Source organism: Gluconobacter roseus NBRC 3990, from assembly GCF_006538885.1.
Classification (GTDB): domain Bacteria; phylum Pseudomonadota; class Alphaproteobacteria; order Acetobacterales; family Acetobacteraceae; genus Gluconobacter; species Gluconobacter roseus.
Genome location: NZ_BJLY01000004.1, coordinates 300,304 through 318,966 on the forward strand (window position 1 = coordinate 300,304; position 18,663 = coordinate 318,966).

General features: G+C 61.5%; 16 protein-coding genes. 7 read left to right on the plus strand and 9 right to left on the minus strand.

Going from position 1 to position 18,663, the window contains the following annotated elements; all coding sequences use genetic code 11:
- Positions 1 to 2: 2 nt before the first annotated feature.
- From adhP to GRO01_RS11435, 4 genes are read right to left on the minus strand one after another with little or no spacing between them, the layout of a single operon-like run.
- A complete protein-coding gene (adhP, locus tag GRO01_RS11420) occupies positions 3 to 1,034 on the minus strand; it encodes an alcohol dehydrogenase AdhP (RefSeq protein ID WP_062509570.1) in 1,032 nt (343 codons plus the stop codon).
- 24 nt (positions 1,035 to 1,058) lie between these two features.
- Positions 1,059 to 2,480 carry an NAD(P)(+) transhydrogenase (Re/Si-specific) subunit beta gene (locus GRO01_RS11425; protein ID WP_062509567.1) on the minus strand — a complete coding sequence of 474 codons (1,422 nt, stop codon included), beginning with the start codon at positions 2,478 to 2,480 and terminating at the stop codon, positions 1,059 to 1,061.
- A complete protein-coding gene (locus GRO01_RS11430; RefSeq protein WP_062509565.1) occupies positions 2,477 to 2,806 on the minus strand; it encodes an NAD(P) transhydrogenase subunit alpha in 330 nt (109 codons plus the stop codon). Before GRO01_RS11430 ends, GRO01_RS11425 begins: the two co-directional genes overlap by 4 nt.
- A complete protein-coding gene (locus GRO01_RS11435) occupies positions 2,803 to 4,014 on the minus strand; it encodes an NAD(P) transhydrogenase subunit alpha (RefSeq protein WP_062509563.1) in 1,212 nt (403 codons plus the stop codon). The genes GRO01_RS11430 and GRO01_RS11435 overlap by 4 nt, the downstream gene beginning before the upstream one ends.
- 344 nt (positions 4,015 to 4,358) lie before the next feature.
- Between GRO01_RS11435 and dnaG the strand changes: the two genes are divergently transcribed.
- The 7 genes from dnaG (at position 4,359) to GRO01_RS11470 (ending at position 11,784) form a co-directional block, all read left to right on the plus strand.
- Positions 4,359 to 6,194 (plus strand): DNA primase, encoded by a 1,836-nt coding sequence (dnaG, locus tag GRO01_RS11440; protein WP_062509561.1) that lies wholly within the window; start codon positions 4,359 to 4,361, stop codon positions 6,192 to 6,194.
- Between the two features lie 147 nt (positions 6,195 to 6,341).
- Positions 6,342 to 8,300 carry an RNA polymerase sigma factor RpoD gene (rpoD, locus tag GRO01_RS11445; RefSeq protein ID WP_062509559.1) on the plus strand — a complete coding sequence of 653 codons (1,959 nt, stop codon included), beginning with the start codon at positions 6,342 to 6,344 and terminating at the stop codon, positions 8,298 to 8,300.
- A 10-nt stretch (positions 8,301 to 8,310) separates the two neighbouring features.
- Positions 8,311 to 8,886, plus strand: a complete 576-nt coding sequence (locus GRO01_RS11450; RefSeq protein WP_174787441.1) for a GNAT family N-acetyltransferase — start codon at positions 8,311 to 8,313, stop codon at positions 8,884 to 8,886.
- A 159-nt stretch (positions 8,887 to 9,045) separates the two neighbouring features.
- Positions 9,046 to 9,528 carry a 30S ribosomal protein S6 gene (rpsF, locus tag GRO01_RS11455; protein WP_041110770.1) on the plus strand — a complete coding sequence of 161 codons (483 nt, stop codon included), beginning with the start codon at positions 9,046 to 9,048 and terminating at the stop codon, positions 9,526 to 9,528.
- 5 nt (positions 9,529 to 9,533) lie between these two features.
- Positions 9,534 to 9,824, plus strand: coding sequence for a 30S ribosomal protein S18 (rpsR, locus tag GRO01_RS11460; RefSeq protein WP_062509557.1), 291 nt, complete (start codon positions 9,534 to 9,536; stop codon positions 9,822 to 9,824).
- Between the two features lie 10 nt (positions 9,825 to 9,834).
- On the plus strand, positions 9,835 to 10,425 hold the full coding sequence (gene rplI / locus GRO01_RS11465; protein ID WP_011251890.1) for a 50S ribosomal protein L9: 591 nt from the start codon (positions 9,835 to 9,837) through the stop codon (positions 10,423 to 10,425).
- A 138-nt stretch (positions 10,426 to 10,563) separates the two neighbouring features.
- The gene (locus tag GRO01_RS11470) at positions 10,564 to 11,784 is read left to right on the plus strand and encodes an SAM-dependent methyltransferase (protein WP_062509555.1); all 1,221 of its coding nucleotides are present in this window, start codon (positions 10,564 to 10,566) and stop codon (positions 11,782 to 11,784) included.
- A 6-nt stretch (positions 11,785 to 11,790) separates the two neighbouring features.
- On the opposite strand, the gene rsmA is transcribed toward GRO01_RS11470, so the two are convergent.
- The 5 genes from rsmA to lptF are packed head-to-tail and all read right to left on the minus strand — an operon-like array spanning position 11,791 to position 18,655.
- Complete coding sequence (gene rsmA / locus GRO01_RS11475) at positions 11,791 to 12,609, minus strand: 16S rRNA (adenine(1518)-N(6)/adenine(1519)-N(6))-dimethyltransferase RsmA (RefSeq protein WP_062509553.1); 819 nt, start codon at positions 12,607 to 12,609, stop codon at positions 11,791 to 11,793.
- 1 nt (position 12,610) lies between these two features.
- Entirely contained in the window at positions 12,611 to 13,972 is a 1,362-nt protein-coding gene (locus tag GRO01_RS11480) for a peptidylprolyl isomerase (protein ID WP_062509551.1), read from the minus strand.
- A gap of 2 nt (positions 13,973 to 13,974) precedes the next feature.
- Positions 13,975 to 16,299 (minus strand): LPS-assembly protein LptD, encoded by a 2,325-nt coding sequence (locus GRO01_RS11485; RefSeq protein ID WP_062509549.1) that lies wholly within the window; start codon positions 16,297 to 16,299, stop codon positions 13,975 to 13,977.
- Positions 16,299 to 17,489, minus strand: coding sequence for an LPS export ABC transporter permease LptG (gene lptG / locus GRO01_RS11490; protein ID WP_083541369.1), 1,191 nt, complete (start codon positions 17,487 to 17,489; stop codon positions 16,299 to 16,301). Before lptG ends, GRO01_RS11485 begins: the two co-directional genes overlap by 1 nt.
- The gene (lptF, locus tag GRO01_RS11495) at positions 17,486 to 18,655 is read right to left on the minus strand and encodes an LPS export ABC transporter permease LptF (protein ID WP_062509546.1); all 1,170 of its coding nucleotides are present in this window, start codon (positions 18,653 to 18,655) and stop codon (positions 17,486 to 17,488) included. Before lptF ends, lptG begins: the two co-directional genes overlap by 4 nt.
- Positions 18,656 to 18,663: the final 8 nt, after the last annotated feature.

Here is an 18,663-nt window from a genome sequence, read left to right on the forward strand (position 1 = left end):
TTTCAGGACCGGAAGTCGAGCACTGTCCGGCCTTCGAGGCGACCATTCTGCAGATCGTCGAAGATCGTGTTGATGTTTTCGAGCTTGCCGGAGGTGACGACGGATTTGACCTTGCCACGGGCGAAGAAATCCATGGCTTCGATCATGTCCAGCCGTGTGCCGACGATGGAGCCGCGGATGGTGGTGCCGTTCATGACCATGTCGAAGATCGAGACCGGGAAATCGCCGGGCGGCAGGCCGTTCAGGACGATGGTGCCGCCGCGCCGGGCATAACCCATGGCCTGCGAAAAGGCCGTCCGTCCGACAGCGGTGACGAGGGCGCCATGTGCACCGCCGATCTGCTGCTGGATGAACCTGGCCGGGTCCGTGTCCTTGGCGTTGACCGTCAGGGATGCGCCGAGCTTTTTGGCTGTGGCGAGTTTTTCGTCGTCGATGTCCACGGCGACGACATTCATACCCATGGCGACGGCATACTGCACGGCCATCTGGCCGAGGCCGCCGACGCCCGAGACTGCGACCCACTGGCCGGGGCGGGCCTCGGTCATTTTCAGGCCCTTATAGACCGTCAGGCCCGCGCACAGGACCGGAGAGGCCTGAAGCGGGTCGATGGTCGCGGGCAGGTGCGCGACGTAGTTAGGGTCTGCCACGACATATTCGGCGAAGCAGCCATTGACGGTGTAGCCGGTGTCTTCCTGCTTTTCGCAGAGCGTTTCCCAGCCGCCCAGACAGTGTTCGCAGTGACCGCAGGCGGAATAGAGCCAGGGCACGCCCACGACATCGCTGGTCTTGACAAAATCGCCGACCTGACTGCCGACGGCGACGATATGGCCGACGCCTTCATGGCCGGGAATGAACGGCGGGTTGGGCTTGGTCGGCCAGTCCCCGCGCGCGGCATGCAGGTCGGTGTGGCAGACGCCGCAGGTATCGACCTTCACGAGGATCTGGTTGGGCTTGATGTCCGGGATGGGCAGCCGCTCAATGGAGAGCGGCTTGCCGAATTCACGGACGACGGCGGCGAGCATTGTCTCAGCCATGGGAAAGGCTCCTTCTGGCGGAAGTTACGAGGCGGAGAGACCTTTGACGGCCTCCACCATCTTGGACAGCACGGCCTGCGCATCGCCGAAGACCATGGCGCAGTTGTCCTGGAAGAAGAGCGGGTTCTGGACTGCCGAATAGCCCATGCCCATGCCGCGCTTGATGACGAAGACCTGACGGGCCTTGTCGGCATTCAGGATTGGCATGCCGTAGATCGGGGAGGATTTGTCCGTCCGGGCGGAGGGGTTCACCACGTCATTCGCGCCGATGACGAGGGCGACGTCGGTATCGGCGAAGCTGTCGTTGATGTCGTCCATGTCGTAGATCATGTCATACGGCACACCGGCTTCGGCGAGCAGCACGTTCATATGGCCCGGCATGCGTCCGGCGACAGGGTGGATTGCGAATTTCACGTCCACGCCTGCGGCCTGAAGCAGTTTGACGAACTCGTAGAGCTTGCCCTGGGCCTGTGCGACGGCGAGGCCGTAGCCCGGCACGATGATGACCGTGGAGGCATAGCGCATCGTGGTGGCGGCATCGCCAGCGGCGACGGATTTCGCTTCTTTCTGCGGGCCTGTGGCAGCGGCGGCGGTGGCTTCACCGAAATTGCTGAACAGGACGTTGGTGATGGAGCGGTTCATGCCCTTGGCCATCATGACCGTCAGCAGCGTACCGGCTGAGCCCACGACCATGCCCGCGATCATCAGGGCCGGATCGGCCATAACATAGCCTTCAAGCCCGACAGCAAGGCCCGTGAAGGCGTTGTACAGCGAGATCACGACCGGCATGTCCGCACCACCGATGGGAACGGTCATGCAGATGCCGCAGAGCAGGGCGCCGATGAAGAACAGCAGGGCAAGCAGTCCGCCGCCGGGCTGATGGTACAGGGCGACGGCCATGACGCCGAGCAGGACCGTCAGCATGAAGACGGCGGCGTTGACGATGCGCTGTCCGCCGAAGCGGATCGGTTTGTTCATGCGGCCGTCGAGCTTGGCCCAGGCGATCAGCGAGCCGGAGAGCGACATGCTGCCAATCAGGCCGCCGGCGACGGTGACGAGAAGCTGGCCGATGCCGGTGTCTTTCGGGCCGGTGAGGGCAATGACGGACACGGCCGCGGCAGCACCGCCGCCCATGCCGTTGAAGAGGGCGACCATCTGCGGCATCGCAGTCATGGCGACGCTGCGGCCTTTCCAGCCGGCCCAGCCGCCACCGATCAGCAGGGCGAGCACGGCGAGGATGACGTTCACGACGATATGGGGCTGAGCCGCGTCGGAAACGCTGAAGATCTGCAGGAAGCTGGCCGCGACGACGAACAGCATACCCCAGCCTGCGGTCACGATGCCGGAGACGGCCGTGACGGGGGAAGACATGCGTTTGAGGCCATAGACCAGCAGACCGGAGGCAACCAGGCCGCTGAGGGCCACGATATAGGCAAGGAGGATCATGACTTGGCTCCCTGTGTCGGAGCCGGTGTCGCGGATTTGGTGCTGGGCTTGAACATGGCCAGCATCCGGTCGGTCACGACATAGCCGCCGACCACGTTGCCGGCGCCGAGCATGACGCCCAGAAAGCCGACGACCTGTTCCAGAACGGAAGAGGCGTTGAACAGCGCGCCAAGGGCGCCGACGACCACGATGCCGTGCACGAAGTTCGAGCCGGACATGAGCGGTGTGTGCAGGATGGAGGGGACGCGGCTGATGACCTCATAGCCCGTAAAAGCCGCGAGCATGAAGATATACAGGGCGATGACGAACGTCATGGCGGTGATCATTTTGCGGTCTCCTTGCCTGCGTCGTTTGCGGCGGGAGTGGCGGCGGGTGCGGTCGCAGGTGCGGGCGGGGCTGGCGAATTCGGGTCCACTGCTTTGCGGATGCCGTCATTCGTGATGGTGCCGTCATGTGTCAGCGCGGTGCCGGAGATGACTTCGTCGGTGAAGTCAGGCGCCAGACCCTTGTCCTTGGTGATGATCTGCTGGAGCAGATGCATGATATTCTTGGAGTAGAGTTCGCTGGCCTGTTCGGCGAGCATGGACGGGACGTTGACAGGGCCGACGATGGTCGTGGGGCCGACCTGAACGGTCTGTCCGGCCTGCGTACCTTCGCAGTTGCCGCCGCCTTCCGCGCCGAGATCGATGATGACCGCGCCGGGCTTCATGGCCTTGATCTGTTCGGCGTCGATCAGGCGGGGCGCGCGCTTGCCGGGAACGGCGGCCGTTGTGACGATCAGGTCGGAGCGGGCGATATGGTCACTCAGCGCCTTGCGGACTTTCTGTTTTTCGTCATCCGTCAGTTCGCGGGCATAGCCGCCCTGACCGGTGGCATCGACGCCGGTATCGACGAATTTTGCGCCCAGCGACTGCGCCTCTTCCTTGGTCTCGGGACGGACGTCATAGCCTTCGGTGATGGCACCAAGGCGCTTGGCGGTGGCCAGGGACTGAAGGCCAGCCACGCCGAGACCCATGACCAGAACCTGTGCGGCGCGCAGGGAGCCTACCGCCGTGGTCATCATGGGCAGGATCTTGGGCATGTGCACCGCGCCCATCAGAACGGCGTAATAGCCGGCCAGCGTGGCCTGACTGGACAGGGCGTCCATGGCCTGTGCACGGGAAATGCGGGGCGCCAGTTCCATGGCGAAGCAGGTGATCTTCCCGTCCCGCAGGGCCTTCACCAGATCCGGATTGTTGCGGCCATAGATGAAGGCAATGAGGATGGCGCCGGGCTTCATGGCCTTCACCGTTTCCAGCGTCGGGGGCTGGACGGCGAGGACGATGTCGGCATCCGCCGCCAGCGCGTTGCGGTCCGGCGAGAAGGTGACGTTCTTGTAGGTGCTGTCGGGATAAGACGATGCGACGCCTGCGCCCGTTTCCATGGCGAAGGTGATCCCCAGCGGGGCCAGTTTCTCGGCGACCTGAGGAATGAGGGCGACGCGGCGTTCTCCGCCTTCGTCGCGTTCTTTCAGGACTGAAATCTTGACAGTCATTGGCTGCGATCCTGTGTCTGTCGTCGGGCGCGGGCTGTCGCCGAAGGGCAGGCTGAGCAAAGAGAACCCGCGCCCCGTTCAGCGCCACCATGACGCTTCTTCGGGGTGGAAACCATTGATGGATATCAAAAGGAAGAAATTATATCTCCCCTGAAACTGTTCGAAATGACCGATCGGTCATTATGATTTTGTGACAGGACTGACCGATCGGTCAATTTCTCGGGATTTTCTGGATGGCCTCGTGTCGTTATGGACGCTGGCAAAAAACTTCCTGTAGAGAGGGGCTTATCTGGTTCCTGCGTGGAAACCAGTTTCCCAACCCGCATGAAAGGCTCTTCCTGCCCATGGCAATTGATGCTGCTTTTCTGGATGAACTGCGCAACCGGACTCCGCTTCCGTCGCTGATCGGGCGACGTAACAAGTTGGTGAGGTCCGGGCGGAACTGGAAAACCTGCTGCCCGTTCCATGGCGAGAAGACGCCGTCCTTTTACATTTATGACGACCATTTCCATTGCTTCGGCTGTGGCGTGCATGGTGATGCGATCTCCTATGTGATGCAGAGCGAAGGGCGGAGTTTCCCCGAAGCCGTCGAGCAGCTTGCCTCCGAGGCGGGACTCGAGGTTCCGAAAGCGGACCCTCGGACGGAAGCCCGGGCGCGGGAGGCGCAGTCGCTCGGGGATGTGCTCAATCTCGTGCAAGAGAGCTATCGGCGGCGGCTCTATCGGCCGGAAGGGCGCGAGGGGCTGGCCTATCTCAAAGGGCGCGGGCTGACGGATCAGACGATCGAACGGTTCGGCCTAGGCTGGTCCGGTGACGGGCGGCAGTTGCTGGACGAACTGCGGCCGCATGAGGTGACGGTCGAGATGCTGATCCGGGCTGGTGTCATGCGTGTGGACGAGCAGGGGGCTCCGAAAGGGGAACTGTTCTTCAATCGCGTGACGTTTCCGATCCGGGACCGGCGTGGGCGCATCATGTCGTTTGGCGCCCGGACGTTAGGGGACGGGCAGCCCAAATATCTGAACGGTCCCGAGACAGCCCTGTTTTCCAAGCGGCGCACGCTGTTCAATCTCGATCTGGCACGCGAAGCCGTGCATCGCGGGGCGGAACTCGTGGTGGTCGAGGGGTACATGGACGTGATTGCCATGGATCAGGCCGGTTTTGGTGGGGCCGTTGCCCCGTTGGGAACCGCGATGGGTGAGGAGCAGCTTGAACTGCTGTGGCGGATGTCGCCCTCACCGATCCTGTGTCTGGACGGCGATGCCGCAGGTGCGCGGGCGGCGCTGCGGGTCTGTGAGGTTTCGCTGCCGCTTCTGTCGCCCGAGCGGACAATCCGGTTCTGCCAGCTGGACCCGAAAGACGATCCGGACAGTCTGATCCGCAGCCGGGGGCCTCGGGCCATGCAGGAGGCACTGTCCGGCGCGACGTCGATGGCGGAAGAACTGTTCGGGCTGCTGACGGCGGGGCTGGTGGATCCGGGGCCGGACCAGCGCGCGGCTCTGCGTGAAAAGCTGGTGGCGCTGTCGCGGCTTATTCCGGACAAGGCACTGGCGTCCGAATATCGCAGTACGCTGCTGGACATGTTCTTTGCGCGCTTCCGGCGGAAAAAGAATTTTCAGCGCAAGGGAGGCGAAAGCCTGCCGCTTTCCACGCAGGCGCCCGGAGCAATGCGCGATGTGGAGTCGGGAAATCTGGAGCGGCTGAACATTATGACGGCCATGCTGCTCCATCATCCGGATATCCTTCCGGAAGTGGAACAGGCTTATAGCGGTCTGCCTCTGCCGCCTGAACTGGACCGGTTGCGCTCAGCGCTGCTGGACTGGTCCTGTCAGGAAGAGGGGCAGGACGGACTGTCCGAAGACGGGTGCATGGCCTGGCTGGAAGATCACGGGCTTGCGGATCTGGCGGTTGCGGTGAAAAGCGGGCCGCTGCCCCGGGGCGTGGGAGACGAGAAGGTCCGGGACGAGATCCTGAAGGTGGATGTCATTGAAAGCTGGTGGCATTTTTACGGTCTTGTCAATTTCCAGACCTTCGAGCGTGAGGTGACGGCGGACATCCAGAACACCATCATGCAGCTCTATTCGCAGGATGCGCCGGCTGCGGATGCGGGGCCGACTTTTCCGGAAGGACTGCTGGCTCGGATGCGGGCGCTTGAGGCGCTGCGCCGGGGTGAAGCCGTCTAGGAAACGAGCGGCTGCAAACGGTATCGTAATGTTTTTTATTCCCGAAAGGTTGCATTCTTTGGAGTGCCAATCTTGACTTCGGGCGAAGGATCGACCACCTGCACGCTGCCGGATTGCTAACTCGCGGCGGAGTTGACGGAGAGACGAATGGCGACGAAAACAGCCTCTGGAACGGATCGGAACGCGCAGGAACAGGAGGGGGATACCACTCTCCTCGATACGCAGTCCGCTGCCGTCAAGCGGCTGATCGCCAAAGGGCGTGAACGCGGGCATATCACCTTTGACGAACTGAATGCTGTCCTGCCGCAGGACCAGATGTCTTCGGAGCAGATCGAGGACGTCATGGCGGCGCTGTCCGAAATGGGCATTCAGGTCATCGAGAACGAAGAGCAGGATGACGCCGAGGCTCCTGCTGAAAAGGAAGCCGAGGGCGAGTCCGAAGAGGCTGAAGGTCCGCAGGGCGGTAACGTCGATGCCGAGGCCGCCAGCCGTACGGATGATCCGGTCCGGATGTATCTGCGCGAGATGGGCTCGGTCGAGCTGCTGTCGCGTGAAGGCGAAATTGCGATCGCCAAGCGGATCGAGGCTGGCCGTGACGAGATGATCGGCGGTCTGTGCGAAAGCCCGCTGACGATTCGCGCCATCATCTCCTGGCATGAGCGCCTCAAGGACGGTGAGATGCTCCTGCGTGACATCGTGGATCTTGAGGCCAGTCAGGGTGGTGGCCCGGACCCAGAGGCGGTCGAGGGCGAGGAAGGCGACGAGGCTTCCGAAGAGGACGACTCTGCCGAGGACGAGAGCGAAGAGGGCGAAGGCGACCAGCAGGAAGGCAGCGGCCTGTCCCTGTCCGCTCTGGAAGAGAAGCTGAAGCCGGAAATCCTGGCGCGTTTTGAAGCCATCGAGCCGCTGTATCACAAGCTGCGCAAGCTCCAGATCAAGCGCATCGAAGCCCTGACGGGTGGTGAGGATCACTCGGACAAGTCCGAACAGACCTACGAGAAGCTCCGCCATGAGCTGGTCAGCCTCGTCGAGCAGGTGCATCTGCACAATAACCGGATCGAAGAGCTGGTTGCGCAGATCAAGATGCAGGTTCAGAAGCTGAACAATGTCGAAGGCCGGATGATGCGTCTGGCCGAGAGCTGCAAGATCTCGCGTGATGACTTCCTGATCAAGTATCGCAGCCGCGAACTGGACCCAACCTGGTTGGACAGCATTTCCGCGCTGCCGGGCAAGGGCTGGAAGAACCTGACGACCAAGCACATGGACCAGCTGCGCAACCTGCGTGGCGAGATTGCGGCCTTGTCGCATGAGACGGGTCTGCCGGTCGGTGAGTTCCGCCGGGTCTATGCGACCATTTCCCGTGGTGAGCGTGATTCCACGCGCGCCAAGAAGGAAATGATCGAGGCAAACCTGCGTCTGGTGATCTCGATCGCCAAGAAATATACGAACCGTGGTCTGCAGTTCTTGGATCTGATTCAGGAAGGCAATATCGGTCTGATGAAGGCCGTGGACAAGTTCGAGTATCGTCGTGGCTACAAGTTCTCGACCTATGCCACCTGGTGGATCCGTCAGGCGATCACGCGTTCCATCGCGGATCAGGCCAAGACGATCCGTATTCCGGTGCATATGATCGAGACGATCAACAAGCTCGTCCGGACGTCGCGCCAGATGCTGCATGAGATCGGGCGTGAGCCGGCTCCGGAAGAGCTGGCGGAGAAGCTTGGCATGCCGCTGGAGAAGGTCCGCAAGGTTCTGAAGATCGCCAAGGAGCCGATCTCTCTCGAAACGCCAATCGGTGACGAGGAAGACAGCCATCTCGGTGACTTCATTGAGGACAAGACGGCCGTCATTCCGCTGGATGCTGCCATCCAGACGAACCTGCGTGAAGCCACGACGCGTGTTCTGGCATCGCTCACGCCGCGTGAAGAGCGCGTGCTGCGGATGCGCTTTGGTATCGGCATGAACACGGACCACACCCTTGAGGAAGTGGGTCAGCAGTTCAACGTGACCCGTGAGCGTATCCGTCAGATCGAGGCGAAGGCCCTGCGCAAGCTCAAGCATCCGAGCCGTTCGCGCAAGCTGCGGTCCTTCCTCGACGACAACTGATCGTCAGGCGGTGCTGCCCGGCTGGCTCCGACCCAAAGGGGCATCCACCCGTCTTGCGGTGGATGTCACCTTTCTGGAGACGCGTACTGCGTGTCCTACGCCCATCTTGCCGGACGGGTTTCCCCTGACCCGTATGACTGGCAGCGATGTCGTGCCACTCTATCGTGCCCTGTATGCAGGGGTAGGGCAGGAGTACTGCTGGTGGATGCGGCGTTCGATGCCGGATCAGGATCTTGCGGATATCCTGCATGATCCCGCCGTTCATTTCATGGTTCTGCGGGACAGTTCTGGCAGCCCTGTCGGGTTTTATGAGCTTGATCTGAGGCGGGGCGGGGACGCCAATCTTGCCTATTTCGGTCTGTTGTCGCAGGCGATGGGGCGGGGTCTTGGGCGCATGCTGCTGGACCATGCGGTGGCGCGGGCGTTTGATGCCGGAAGCTGGCGGTTGCGGGTCAATACCTGCACGCTGGACCATCCCCATGCTCTGCCGAATTACCAACGGGCAGGTTTTGTGATCCGGAACGTGGTGTCCGAAACCTGGGACGTTCCGGACGAATATGTCCCGGAAAGACTGAGGCGACTCTAAGGCAGGACTTGCCTTGATGCGCATGGTGTGATTAATGCCGCCTTTCCCTGCCGGGCGATGTGGCATCGCACCGGCTATACCCGTGCCCTGAAACATGGGCCCTGTTTCCGGCATGGGCCGGAGCCAGTTTCGGGTTGACCTCATCCGAAGGGAGTATTCATGCCATTGTATGAAAGCGTGCTCATTGCACGTAACGATGTGTCGCAGGCTCAGGTGGAAACCCTGGTCGAGACCATCGAAACCCTGCTCAAGGACAACGGCGGTTCCATCCAGAAGCGCGAGTTCTGGGGCCTGCGTTCGCTCGCATACCGCATCAAGAAGAACCGCAAGGGCCATTACGTCCTGCTGGGCCTTGACTGCACCCCCGACACGCTGCGCGAGCTGGAGCGTCAGCTGGGCCTGAACGAAGACGTGCTGCGCGTTCTGACGCTGCGCGTTGACGAGATCGACGAGAACCCGTCTCCGGTTCTGGCTCGCAAGAGCGACGATCGTGGCGATCGCGGCAACTTCCGTGGCGGCTCCAAGCCGGCCGGTCGTTTCGAGAGCGGCCGTGGCGGTCCCCGTCGCAGCAGCGAAGACCGTGAAGAATATCGTGCACGTGGCGAGCAGGACGATGCTCGTGAGACGGCCGGAGCGGAGTAAGAAACATGTCCGAGACCAACACTCCCGACGTCAACGAAGTGAACCCCGCTGCCCGTCGTACGGCAGTTGGCGCACGTCGTCCGTTCTACCGTCGTCGCAAGTCCTGCCCGTTCTCCGGCCCGAATGCGCCGAAGATCGACTACAAGGACGTGCGTCTGCTGAGCCGCTTCCTTTCGGAGCGTGGCAAGATCGTGCCGAGCCGCATCACGGCCGTTTCGGCCAAGAAGCAGCGTGAGCTGGCACAGGCGATCAAGCGCGCCCGTTTCCTCGCCCTGCTCCCCTACGTCGTGAACTGAGGAGAGCATCATGTCCCAGACCGCACTGATCCTGCTGCAGCGGGTCGAGCATCTCGGCCAGATGGGCGACCTGGTGCACGTGAAGCCGGGTTATGCCCGTAACTTCCTGCTGCCCCAGGCCAAGGCCATGCGCGCCACGGCTGCCAACAAGAAGCGTTTCGAGACCGAGCGCGCACAGCTTGAGGCCCAGAACCTCAAGAAGCGTGAAGAGGCCGAGCGTCTTGCCGAGCGCATGCACGAACTGTCCGTCGTCATCATCCGTCAGGCCGGTGACAGCGGAAGCCTGTACGGCTCCGTCAGCACCCGCGACATCGCGGCTGCCGCTACGGAAGCTGGCCTGACGATTTCCCGTCAGCAGGTTGTTCTGGCACACCCGATCAAGCAGCTTGGCCTGACGGAAGCACGCATCGTGCTGCATCCGGAAGTGTCCATCCCGCTGACGGTCAACGTTGCCCGTTCCGCTGAAGAAGCAGAGCGTCAGGCTCGTGGCGAAGCCATCGGCGTGCAGGACGAGGATGAGAACATCCTTGGTGAACTGCAGGCTGAGAACGCCGCCGAAGAGGCTGCTGCCGAAGCTGCCGAGGCATCGGAAGAAGCGTAAGGCTTTTACCGCTGACCTTGTCCAAGCGAACCCGGCCGGGAGTATTCCCGAGCCGGGTTTTTTGTGCCCGTTTGACTGGCAAGATACAACTCCAGCGCTGCTCGGGCTTTTTCCCGATATTGGATACAGGAGATCGGAATGAAGCGGATTCTGGATTTTGTCTTGAGGAAATTCATTCAGACTGGAAGCCTGAGGGTCACCTTCAGCGATGGCGTTGTCCGTACCTATCGTGGCCGCAAACCGGGACTGGAAGCCGGACTGCATCTGCTGAACAAGCAGGCAGAGCGCGCTCTGATCATCAATTCCGGTCTGGCGTTCGGTGAGGAATATATGGCGGGCAGCATCGTGCCCGATGGCTGTACGCTCGAGACGCTGCTGACGGTTCTGATGGAGAACATCAACGGGCATGGGCATGTCTTCGAAGAAATCGAGGACCGTCTGCGTTATGTGACGCGGGCCTGGAAGACGCTCAATTCGCTCAAGAAATCCCGCAGCAATGTCGCGCATCACTATGATCTGAACGGCAAGCTGTACGACCTGTTTCTGGACAAGGACCGGCAGTATTCCTGCGCCTATTTCGCGCGCGAGGATATGACTCTTGAAGAGGCACAGGTCGCCAAGAAGCGGCATATTGCCTCCAAACTCAATCTGGATCGTCCGGGACTTGAGGTACTGGATATCGGCTGTGGCTGGGGCGGTATGGCCCTGACGCTGGCGAAGGATTATGGCGCCAAGGTTCTGGGCATTACGCTGTCACGCGAGCAGCTCGAGGTGGCGCGTCAGCGGGCGAAGGAAGAAGGGCTGGAGGGGCAGGTGCGGTTCGAGCTGATCGACTACCGCAATCTGCGCCAGCAGTTTGACCGGATCGTTTCGGTGGGCATGTTCGAACATGTTGGTCCGCCGCAGTTCGAGGCATTTTTCAAACAGCTGAAGGCCTGTCTGAAGCCGGATGGTGTGGCGCTGATCCATTCCATCGGGCGTATGGACGGGCCGGGGACGACCAATCCCTGGATCCAGAAATACATTTTTCCGGGTGGCTATTCGCCGGCCCTGAGTGAGACGCTGGCGGCGATTGAGCGCTCGGGGCTCTGGATGACGGATTGCGAGGTGCTGCGCCTTCATTACGCGCGCACGCTGGCGGAATGGCGCAAGCGCTTCGATGCCAATCGTGACAAGGTTCTGGCGCTGTATGACGAGCGGTTTGTCAGGATGTTCGAGTTCTATCTCGTGGGGGCTGAGCTGGCGTTCCGGGTGCAGGGGCACATGAACTTCCAGCTTCAGCTGACCCGGTCGATCGACGCTGTGCCGTTCACGCGGGACTACATGTTCGAGCGGGAACGGGAAAGCGCAAAGCTGTAAGGGGCTTTAGCGGCTGGCGAGATTCAGTTCTGCCAGCCGCGCGAATTCGGCGACCGAAAGCGTTTCGGCCCGGCGGGTTGGTTCGATCCCGGCCTGTTCCAGCAGGCGTTCGCCGCCGATGGATTTCAGCGAAGAACGCAGCATCTTGCGGCGCTGTCCAAAGGCGGCAGCCGTAACCTGTTCCATGGCACGGAACAGCTGTGGGGAAGGCTGCTTTGCGTGTGGAATGATGACGGCGACTGCGGAATGGACTTTGGGTGGCGGTGAGAAGGCGGCTGGGGGAATACGCAGGGCGACCGAGCATGAGGCGCACCACTGAGCCAGCACAGCGAGACGGCCGTAAGCCGAGCTTCCCGGTGCGGCGCAGATACGCTCGGCGACTTCCAGCTGGAACATCAGCGACAGGCGTTCCCACTGCGAGGCCTGACGCAGCCAGCCCACAAGAAGGGGGGTGGCGACGTTGTAAGGCAGGTTGGCAATGATCTGGCGGGGAGCAGGCGCAAGAGCCGCAGCGTCCAGCTTCAGGGCATCCTGACGGACAACGTGCAGGCGATCCGGATAGTAAGTGGCCAGTTCGTCTAGCAGGGGCCAGGCGCGCTCATCAATTTCCACAACATCGACGCGGCTGGCGGGTGTGTCCAGCAGGGCGCGGGTCAGGCCACCGGGACCGGGGCCGATCTCGACGACGCTGCGGCCCGTCAGGTCTCCGCCCAGAGCCGCGATGCGGGCGCAGATACCCGGATCGAGAAGGAAGTGCTGGCCGAGGGATTTCTTTGCATCCAGACCATGGGCCTGGATGGTGTCACGCAGTGAGGGAAGGGACACGTCAGTTGAAAGCCGTTTTGGCGGCAGGACGCATCTCGATGATCGCACGACGCTGAAGGTCACGCTGGAGCTGGCGGGAGGCCTGCTCGACACGCTCGTTCATGAGCTGATCGGCGATTTCGCTCGGGCTCTGCTGGGCCAGGTTCTTCTGCTGGCGGTCGCAGACCATCAGCAGGGCGATGCCATCCATCGAAACGAGTGGGCGGCTGACCCTGTTGGGCGGAAGTGATTCAAGAACGGCCTTCATCTGCGGCATCAGACGTTCGAGAATCTGCGACCCCGGATTGCTGGGGCGCTTTTCACCCAGCGACTTGTTAAGCGCTTCCATCTCAGGGCAGCTATGGGTGTTCTGGACCGCAGCCGTGGCACGCTGGAGCGCCATCTTCTGCTGGTCGGTCGGGTTCTGCGGATTGAGTGGTGCATCGAACGGGAAGAAGGCCTGTCGCAGATCGAGCAGGGTGCCCATCTGCTTGCCGACCACGCGTTTGGACTGCACGGTGGCGATAACGAAGCCGCCTGCAACCTGGATCGGGTTGGAGATGGCGCCGATCGGCATCTGGCGGACGATGTTGACGACCTGCGGATCGAGGTTGTCTTCCTGAACCCAGCCCATGGAGCCGCCATCGAGGGCTGACTGGGCCTGCGAGAACTGGGCCGCTACAATCGGGAAGGGCGCACCTTCGCGGAGCTGGGAAATGATGGTTTTGGTGAAGGCGAGTTCGTTCTCGTCATGGCGCGGATCAGCCACGGGAACGAAGATCTCGCTCATGAAATACTGCGCACGTCCCTGTTCGGCCTGAAGGGCCTGCTCGCGCTGGCTGATCTGGGTGGCGGTAATTCGCCCTTCTTCGCCCAGCTTTTCACGAAGCACCTGCATCCAGCCGATCTGCACGCGGATTTGGTCGATCAGCGTCGTGAGCGATACGCCATCGGTTGCCAGACGATCACGCAGGGCATTCTTGGGCATGCCGTTGCGCTGTTCGATGTTGGAGATGGCGCCGGCAATCTGGTCAGGCTCCACATTGATGTGAAGCTTGAGGATTTCCTGCGTCTTCAGACGCTCGTCGATCAGCTGATGGATGATCTGGCCGCGCATGCGGTTCATGATCTCCGGGCTGATGGGCAGGCCGGTGGAAAGCACGAAGAGCTTTGCGCGGTTGTCCACGTCACGCTGCGTCAGGACCTGTCCGTTGATGACGGCCAGGATCTGGTCCTCAGGCGGCTTGGCCGGAGCAGCAGCCTGCTTGGTGGTTTCTGTCTTCGGGGCTGCCTTGTGATGTGGGGCGGCCATGGCCGGGCAGACTGCCGAGAAGGCGAGGAAGGCAGCCAGGGCCGTTGATGCGGTGCAATGGGTCTTGGACATGCTCAACCGTTGATTCCGAATGTGCCGATCGTCTTGAACGTGAAGTTGAACAGGATGGTCTCGTTACGCTGTTCGCCGCCGATACGGGTGTATTGCTTGATATACATGATATCCAGCCCGAAACAGTCATTGGAATAGCCGATCGTCCCACCATTTGCGACGAACTGTTTCCGCGACAGGCTGCGGCGGAAGAAACCGGACGCATGGTAGTTGCGCCAGCGGGTTGAGAAACCACCCGTCACTTCGCTTGTCTTGACGATATAAGGCGCGTTGGGGCCGTATTCGCGGAAGTTTGTCGCGTAATAGTAATACGGCGTTACGGGTGCGTAGACGTAGCCGCCCGTCAGATGGAACAATGGAACGCCGGTGCTGATAAGGCCTTCGCCATAATCGAACTGATGCGTCCAGGGATTGAAACGGCCACGGGCCGTGACATCGACATACTGGTTCGGGCTGACACGCAGCCGGCCCACCGGATCCGACAGGTGATGGTCGAGGCCGGAATAGGGCAGACGGTTGTGATCGATATGTTCCTGGAAGCTCTCGCCGACGAGCATGTCGATGGCGTGGCCGTTCCAGGACCAGTTCTGGTGAATGCCCACATTCGCGCGGATTCCGCCGTCGAGACGGTCCGTGCCGAGATAGCGGTTGAGGGAAAACAGCGTCGTGTCCGTGAATTCGTAGGACAGACTGTCTTCGTTGGGCAGATTGCGGTTCTGCGAATTGCCGGTGTTGGGAGAGGCAATGATCTGGGCGATCGGCTCAAGGATCTGCGAACCGTGGCCCTTGGCAAAGCTGCGCAGGAACGGCCAGTTCATGCGCAGGGCGACGGTAGGCTGCACCTGTCCCACAAGGTGGTTGCCACCGGCGTTCGTATAATAGGTCGGCTGCTGGTACGCCCGGGTGGCATGATAGACCATCGAGTCCAGGCGTGCCGTCAGGAGGAACTGCTGGCCGAGCCTGTTATGGAAGGGACGGTCCCACTGGATGGCCGCTTCGCCGCGCTGGTCGTTGATGCCGTTTTTTCGGTACAGATTAAAGTTTGTTGTCTGGACGCTGAGGCGACCGCCAAACATGTCGGGCTGACCCTGGAAGGCATAGGTCAGTCGGGGAAGCGCCCAGGGAAGATCCGAGTTGCGGATGACGCCCTGGTTCAGGCCCTGATAGGCCTGGCCGTCAAAACGCAGATAGGACCCGACGCCGTATCCTTCGAGGAACAGGTTGGAGTTCAGCATTTCCGAACCGTAACCGGGGACACGGTAATCACGCATATAATTGGCGGAACTGGCGACGTTGATGTTGGCGCCGACCTGCCAGTTGCGGTCGATGGCGAAGTTGGCGCGGCCGAACACGTAACCCTGCACGCCGTATTCGCTGGAGGCGCCGACGTTGTTGCCGAACGTGTTCGTGTAACGGCTTTCGTCATGCGTGTCGTAAGCGATGCCGCCGGTCACGTCGATCGCTCCGAAATTAAGGCGGTTGCGGTACTGTGCCGTCAGTTCGGGGCCGGTTTTGGTCGAGACGAGGCCGCGGACCGTCAGGTCCTGCTGCTCGTCGATGGCCCAGAAATAGGGAAGTGTGAAATACGTGCCGAGATAGCGGTCATGCGGGCTGATGCCGGGCATCAGGAAGCCGCTCTGCCGTTTGACGGACGGATCGGTCATGGAGAAGAACGGGAAGTAGAAAACCGGCAGGCCGAGCATTTTCAGCCAGGCATGATCGAACTCAAGCCGCTTGTGCTGCACGTCCTGCGTCGCATCGAAGGCCTGGAACTGCCAGAAGGGGGGCAGGTCGGGGTTTTTCTCGCAGATCTTGCAGGCCGTGTAGACGGCATGTGTGAGGTCATTCAGCATCCCGTTCGTGCGGCGCATGCCGTTGCCGGCAAGCTTGGCGTTTTCTTCCATACGGATGTAGATGCCGCTGCCGATGCCGTCATGCATGCCGTGGGTGAACTCGACATAATCGGCATAGGTCGTGCTGCCATCAGGTTCGACGACGGCGACATGGCCCTTGGCCGACAGAATGCCGGTACTGCGGTCATAGGTGACGCGATCTGCGCGCAGGGCGTGATCACCCTGCCAGACGCGGACATTGCCGTCCCATGTGATCAGACCGTTCTTGGCGTAGCTTTCGCTGTCCGCAAGATAGGTCAGTGGATCAGTCTGGGATGTTGGTTTGCCGATGACGATGACATGGGAGTTGTCGCGCTGCATCGTGTTTGCAGACATTTTCTGCGGCGCCACGAGCGCGGTTCCAGCCATCAGTGTGGCACCGACGAACGAAGCGCGTCTGCGGGCGCGTGTTGGGAGCCACAGGGGCACCGTCATCAACCATCCTCCATGTGCAGCAGAAGTGCTACGGCAAGGCAGAGCCCCGCACCCGTCGGCGCCCATGCTGCAAGAACCGGCGGCAGGGCGCCGGATTCACCAAACTGTTCGGCCACTTTCGAGATGGTGAACAGCGCAAAGCCTGCGGCGATTCCCGATCCCAGCATCCGGGCCACACCGCCGCGCCGTGTCGGACGCATCGAGAAGCCTGCGGATACCAATGCCATGGTCCCGGCCAGAATGGGAAGGGCCAGTAGCGACTGGAAATGAAGTCTGTGCCGGATTGAGGGAAAACCGGAGCGTTCCAGAAGGTTGATGAACCCCGGAAGCGCGAAGACGGAGAGGGTATCCGGCGATGCGAAACTTTCCTGAACGCGGCCGACGGTGAGGTCGGATGGCAGGGTCATGTCGCCGATCTGCTGGGGCAGGTGATCCGGATGCAGCAGGGAGGTGCCGTGAAGGATCCACTGATGATTGCCAAGGGAGCCGCTGGGCGCCTCGACGCGGACGATCAGGCGGTCATGGTCATCGAGACGGAAGATCGAGACACCCGAAACCTTCAGTTCTCCGTCAACGAGATGGACGTCCTGGGCATGCAGAATGGCAACGCCATGGGGAACAAGACCGTCATCGGCTTGTCTGAGCCAGAGCGCCCCCCCATTCAGGGTCAGGGGGCCGCCGCCGGTGCGCAGATAGGTCTGATCCAGCATTTCGGCGCTGCGGAACATGTCCGAGGACAGGGCGGAAATGCCCGTCGTCGTCAGCAGTCCGGTTAACAGGGCACAGGCCAGGGGGCTGGCGAGGAACTGCCAGGCTGAGATGCCGGCCGCGCGTGCCACGATCAGTTCGGACGAGCGCGTCAGGCGCGAGAAACAGACGATCCCGCCCAGCAGGATGCCGAAAGGCAGGACGTAGATGACGTAATACGGGACATGCAGGGCTGCGATCTTGACGACGAGGCTGGCCGGAACATTGGGGCGGGTGGCCGCACGGCGCAGCAGGTCGATGAAGTCGAACAGCGACACCAGTCCGGTCAGCGCAAGCACCATGGAAAGGGTGCTGAGCATGAACTGCCGTGCGATGTAGATCGCAAGTGTCGTGGAAAATCCTGCGTGATCGTCGCTGGTGCTGAAGATCTGGAACAGGGACGTCAGCCACGGACCTGGACGGAAGGCAGACGTAGCCCTCATCGGGCGGCCTCCGCAGATGTCGGGGCTGAAGCGGGTTCACGCACACTTCCGGTCCACTGTTCGAGGAACAGGAGCACTGCACAGACCACGGCGGGCAGGAGAGCTTCGATCCAGATCAGCGGGACCAGGACGAGATGTCGTCCGGCGAGGTTCTGGAGCATGAGCGAAACGGCAAGCAGGCCGACAACCGTCAGGATGGCCGTCAGAGGACGGGTGATGTTGCCATGTCGTGAAAAGGCACCCCTGAGCACGGTGACGAGGCCGATCATGGCAAAGGAAAGGGCCGTCAGCGGTGAGGTAAGGCGGCGCCAGGCCACGACGATGTTCTTGCCGCGGTCACGTTCGGAGACCTCATGCGGATCGGGATGGAACAGCTCGTGGAGCGACATCTCGTCTGGGTCCCGGTCTTCATGGTTGTTCTGGCGCGATGAGGTGAGGTCGATCGTATTGCGTCCGAATGTCAGGACATTCAGCCGGCCGGTGTGGCGGTCGATTTCCTCTCGGGAGCCGTCATACAGAACAACACGGGGCTGGTCATTGACCACGACCATGGTGCCGCGTTCTGCCAGGATCGTCGTGTGGGAATCGGGATCACGGTCATCTTCGACCAGTACGCCGTGGAGCTGTCCGTCATTGGTGCGGCCCCGCACATAGACCGTCATGTCGCTGGACAGGCTGGTGAAAACGCCGTCCTGAAGCAGGAAGGCGGCCATGCGGTTGCGGATCTGGAACTCGTAACGGTGGAACGCATGATAGGAGACCGGCGCGAGCCACAGGGTCAGGATATAGCACAAGATTACGGAGAAGCCCGCGCAGAGCAGGCCGGGACGGGCAAGCTCCAGTGGTGATCGGCCGGCAGCGCGCATGACCGTGAGTTCCCGGTCGCCGACCATCCGCTGATAAGTGAAGAGCACAACGAGAAACGTCGTGATGGGCAGGATGACGGCGATGAAGGATGGCAGCATCAGCGAGGTGAGCTGGATGAAGACCCGCAGGGACAGGCCATGCTGGACCACCATCGAGACAAAGTGCAGCGACTGGGTCAGCCAGATCAGTGCCGTCGCACCTCCTGTCAGCGCCAGCAGGGCGATGAGGAGCTGACGGAGAATATAGCGGTCGAGCAGAGGCAGGATCTGCCGCCCGGAGGTACCGGAGGATGAGGCCATGGCCCTTC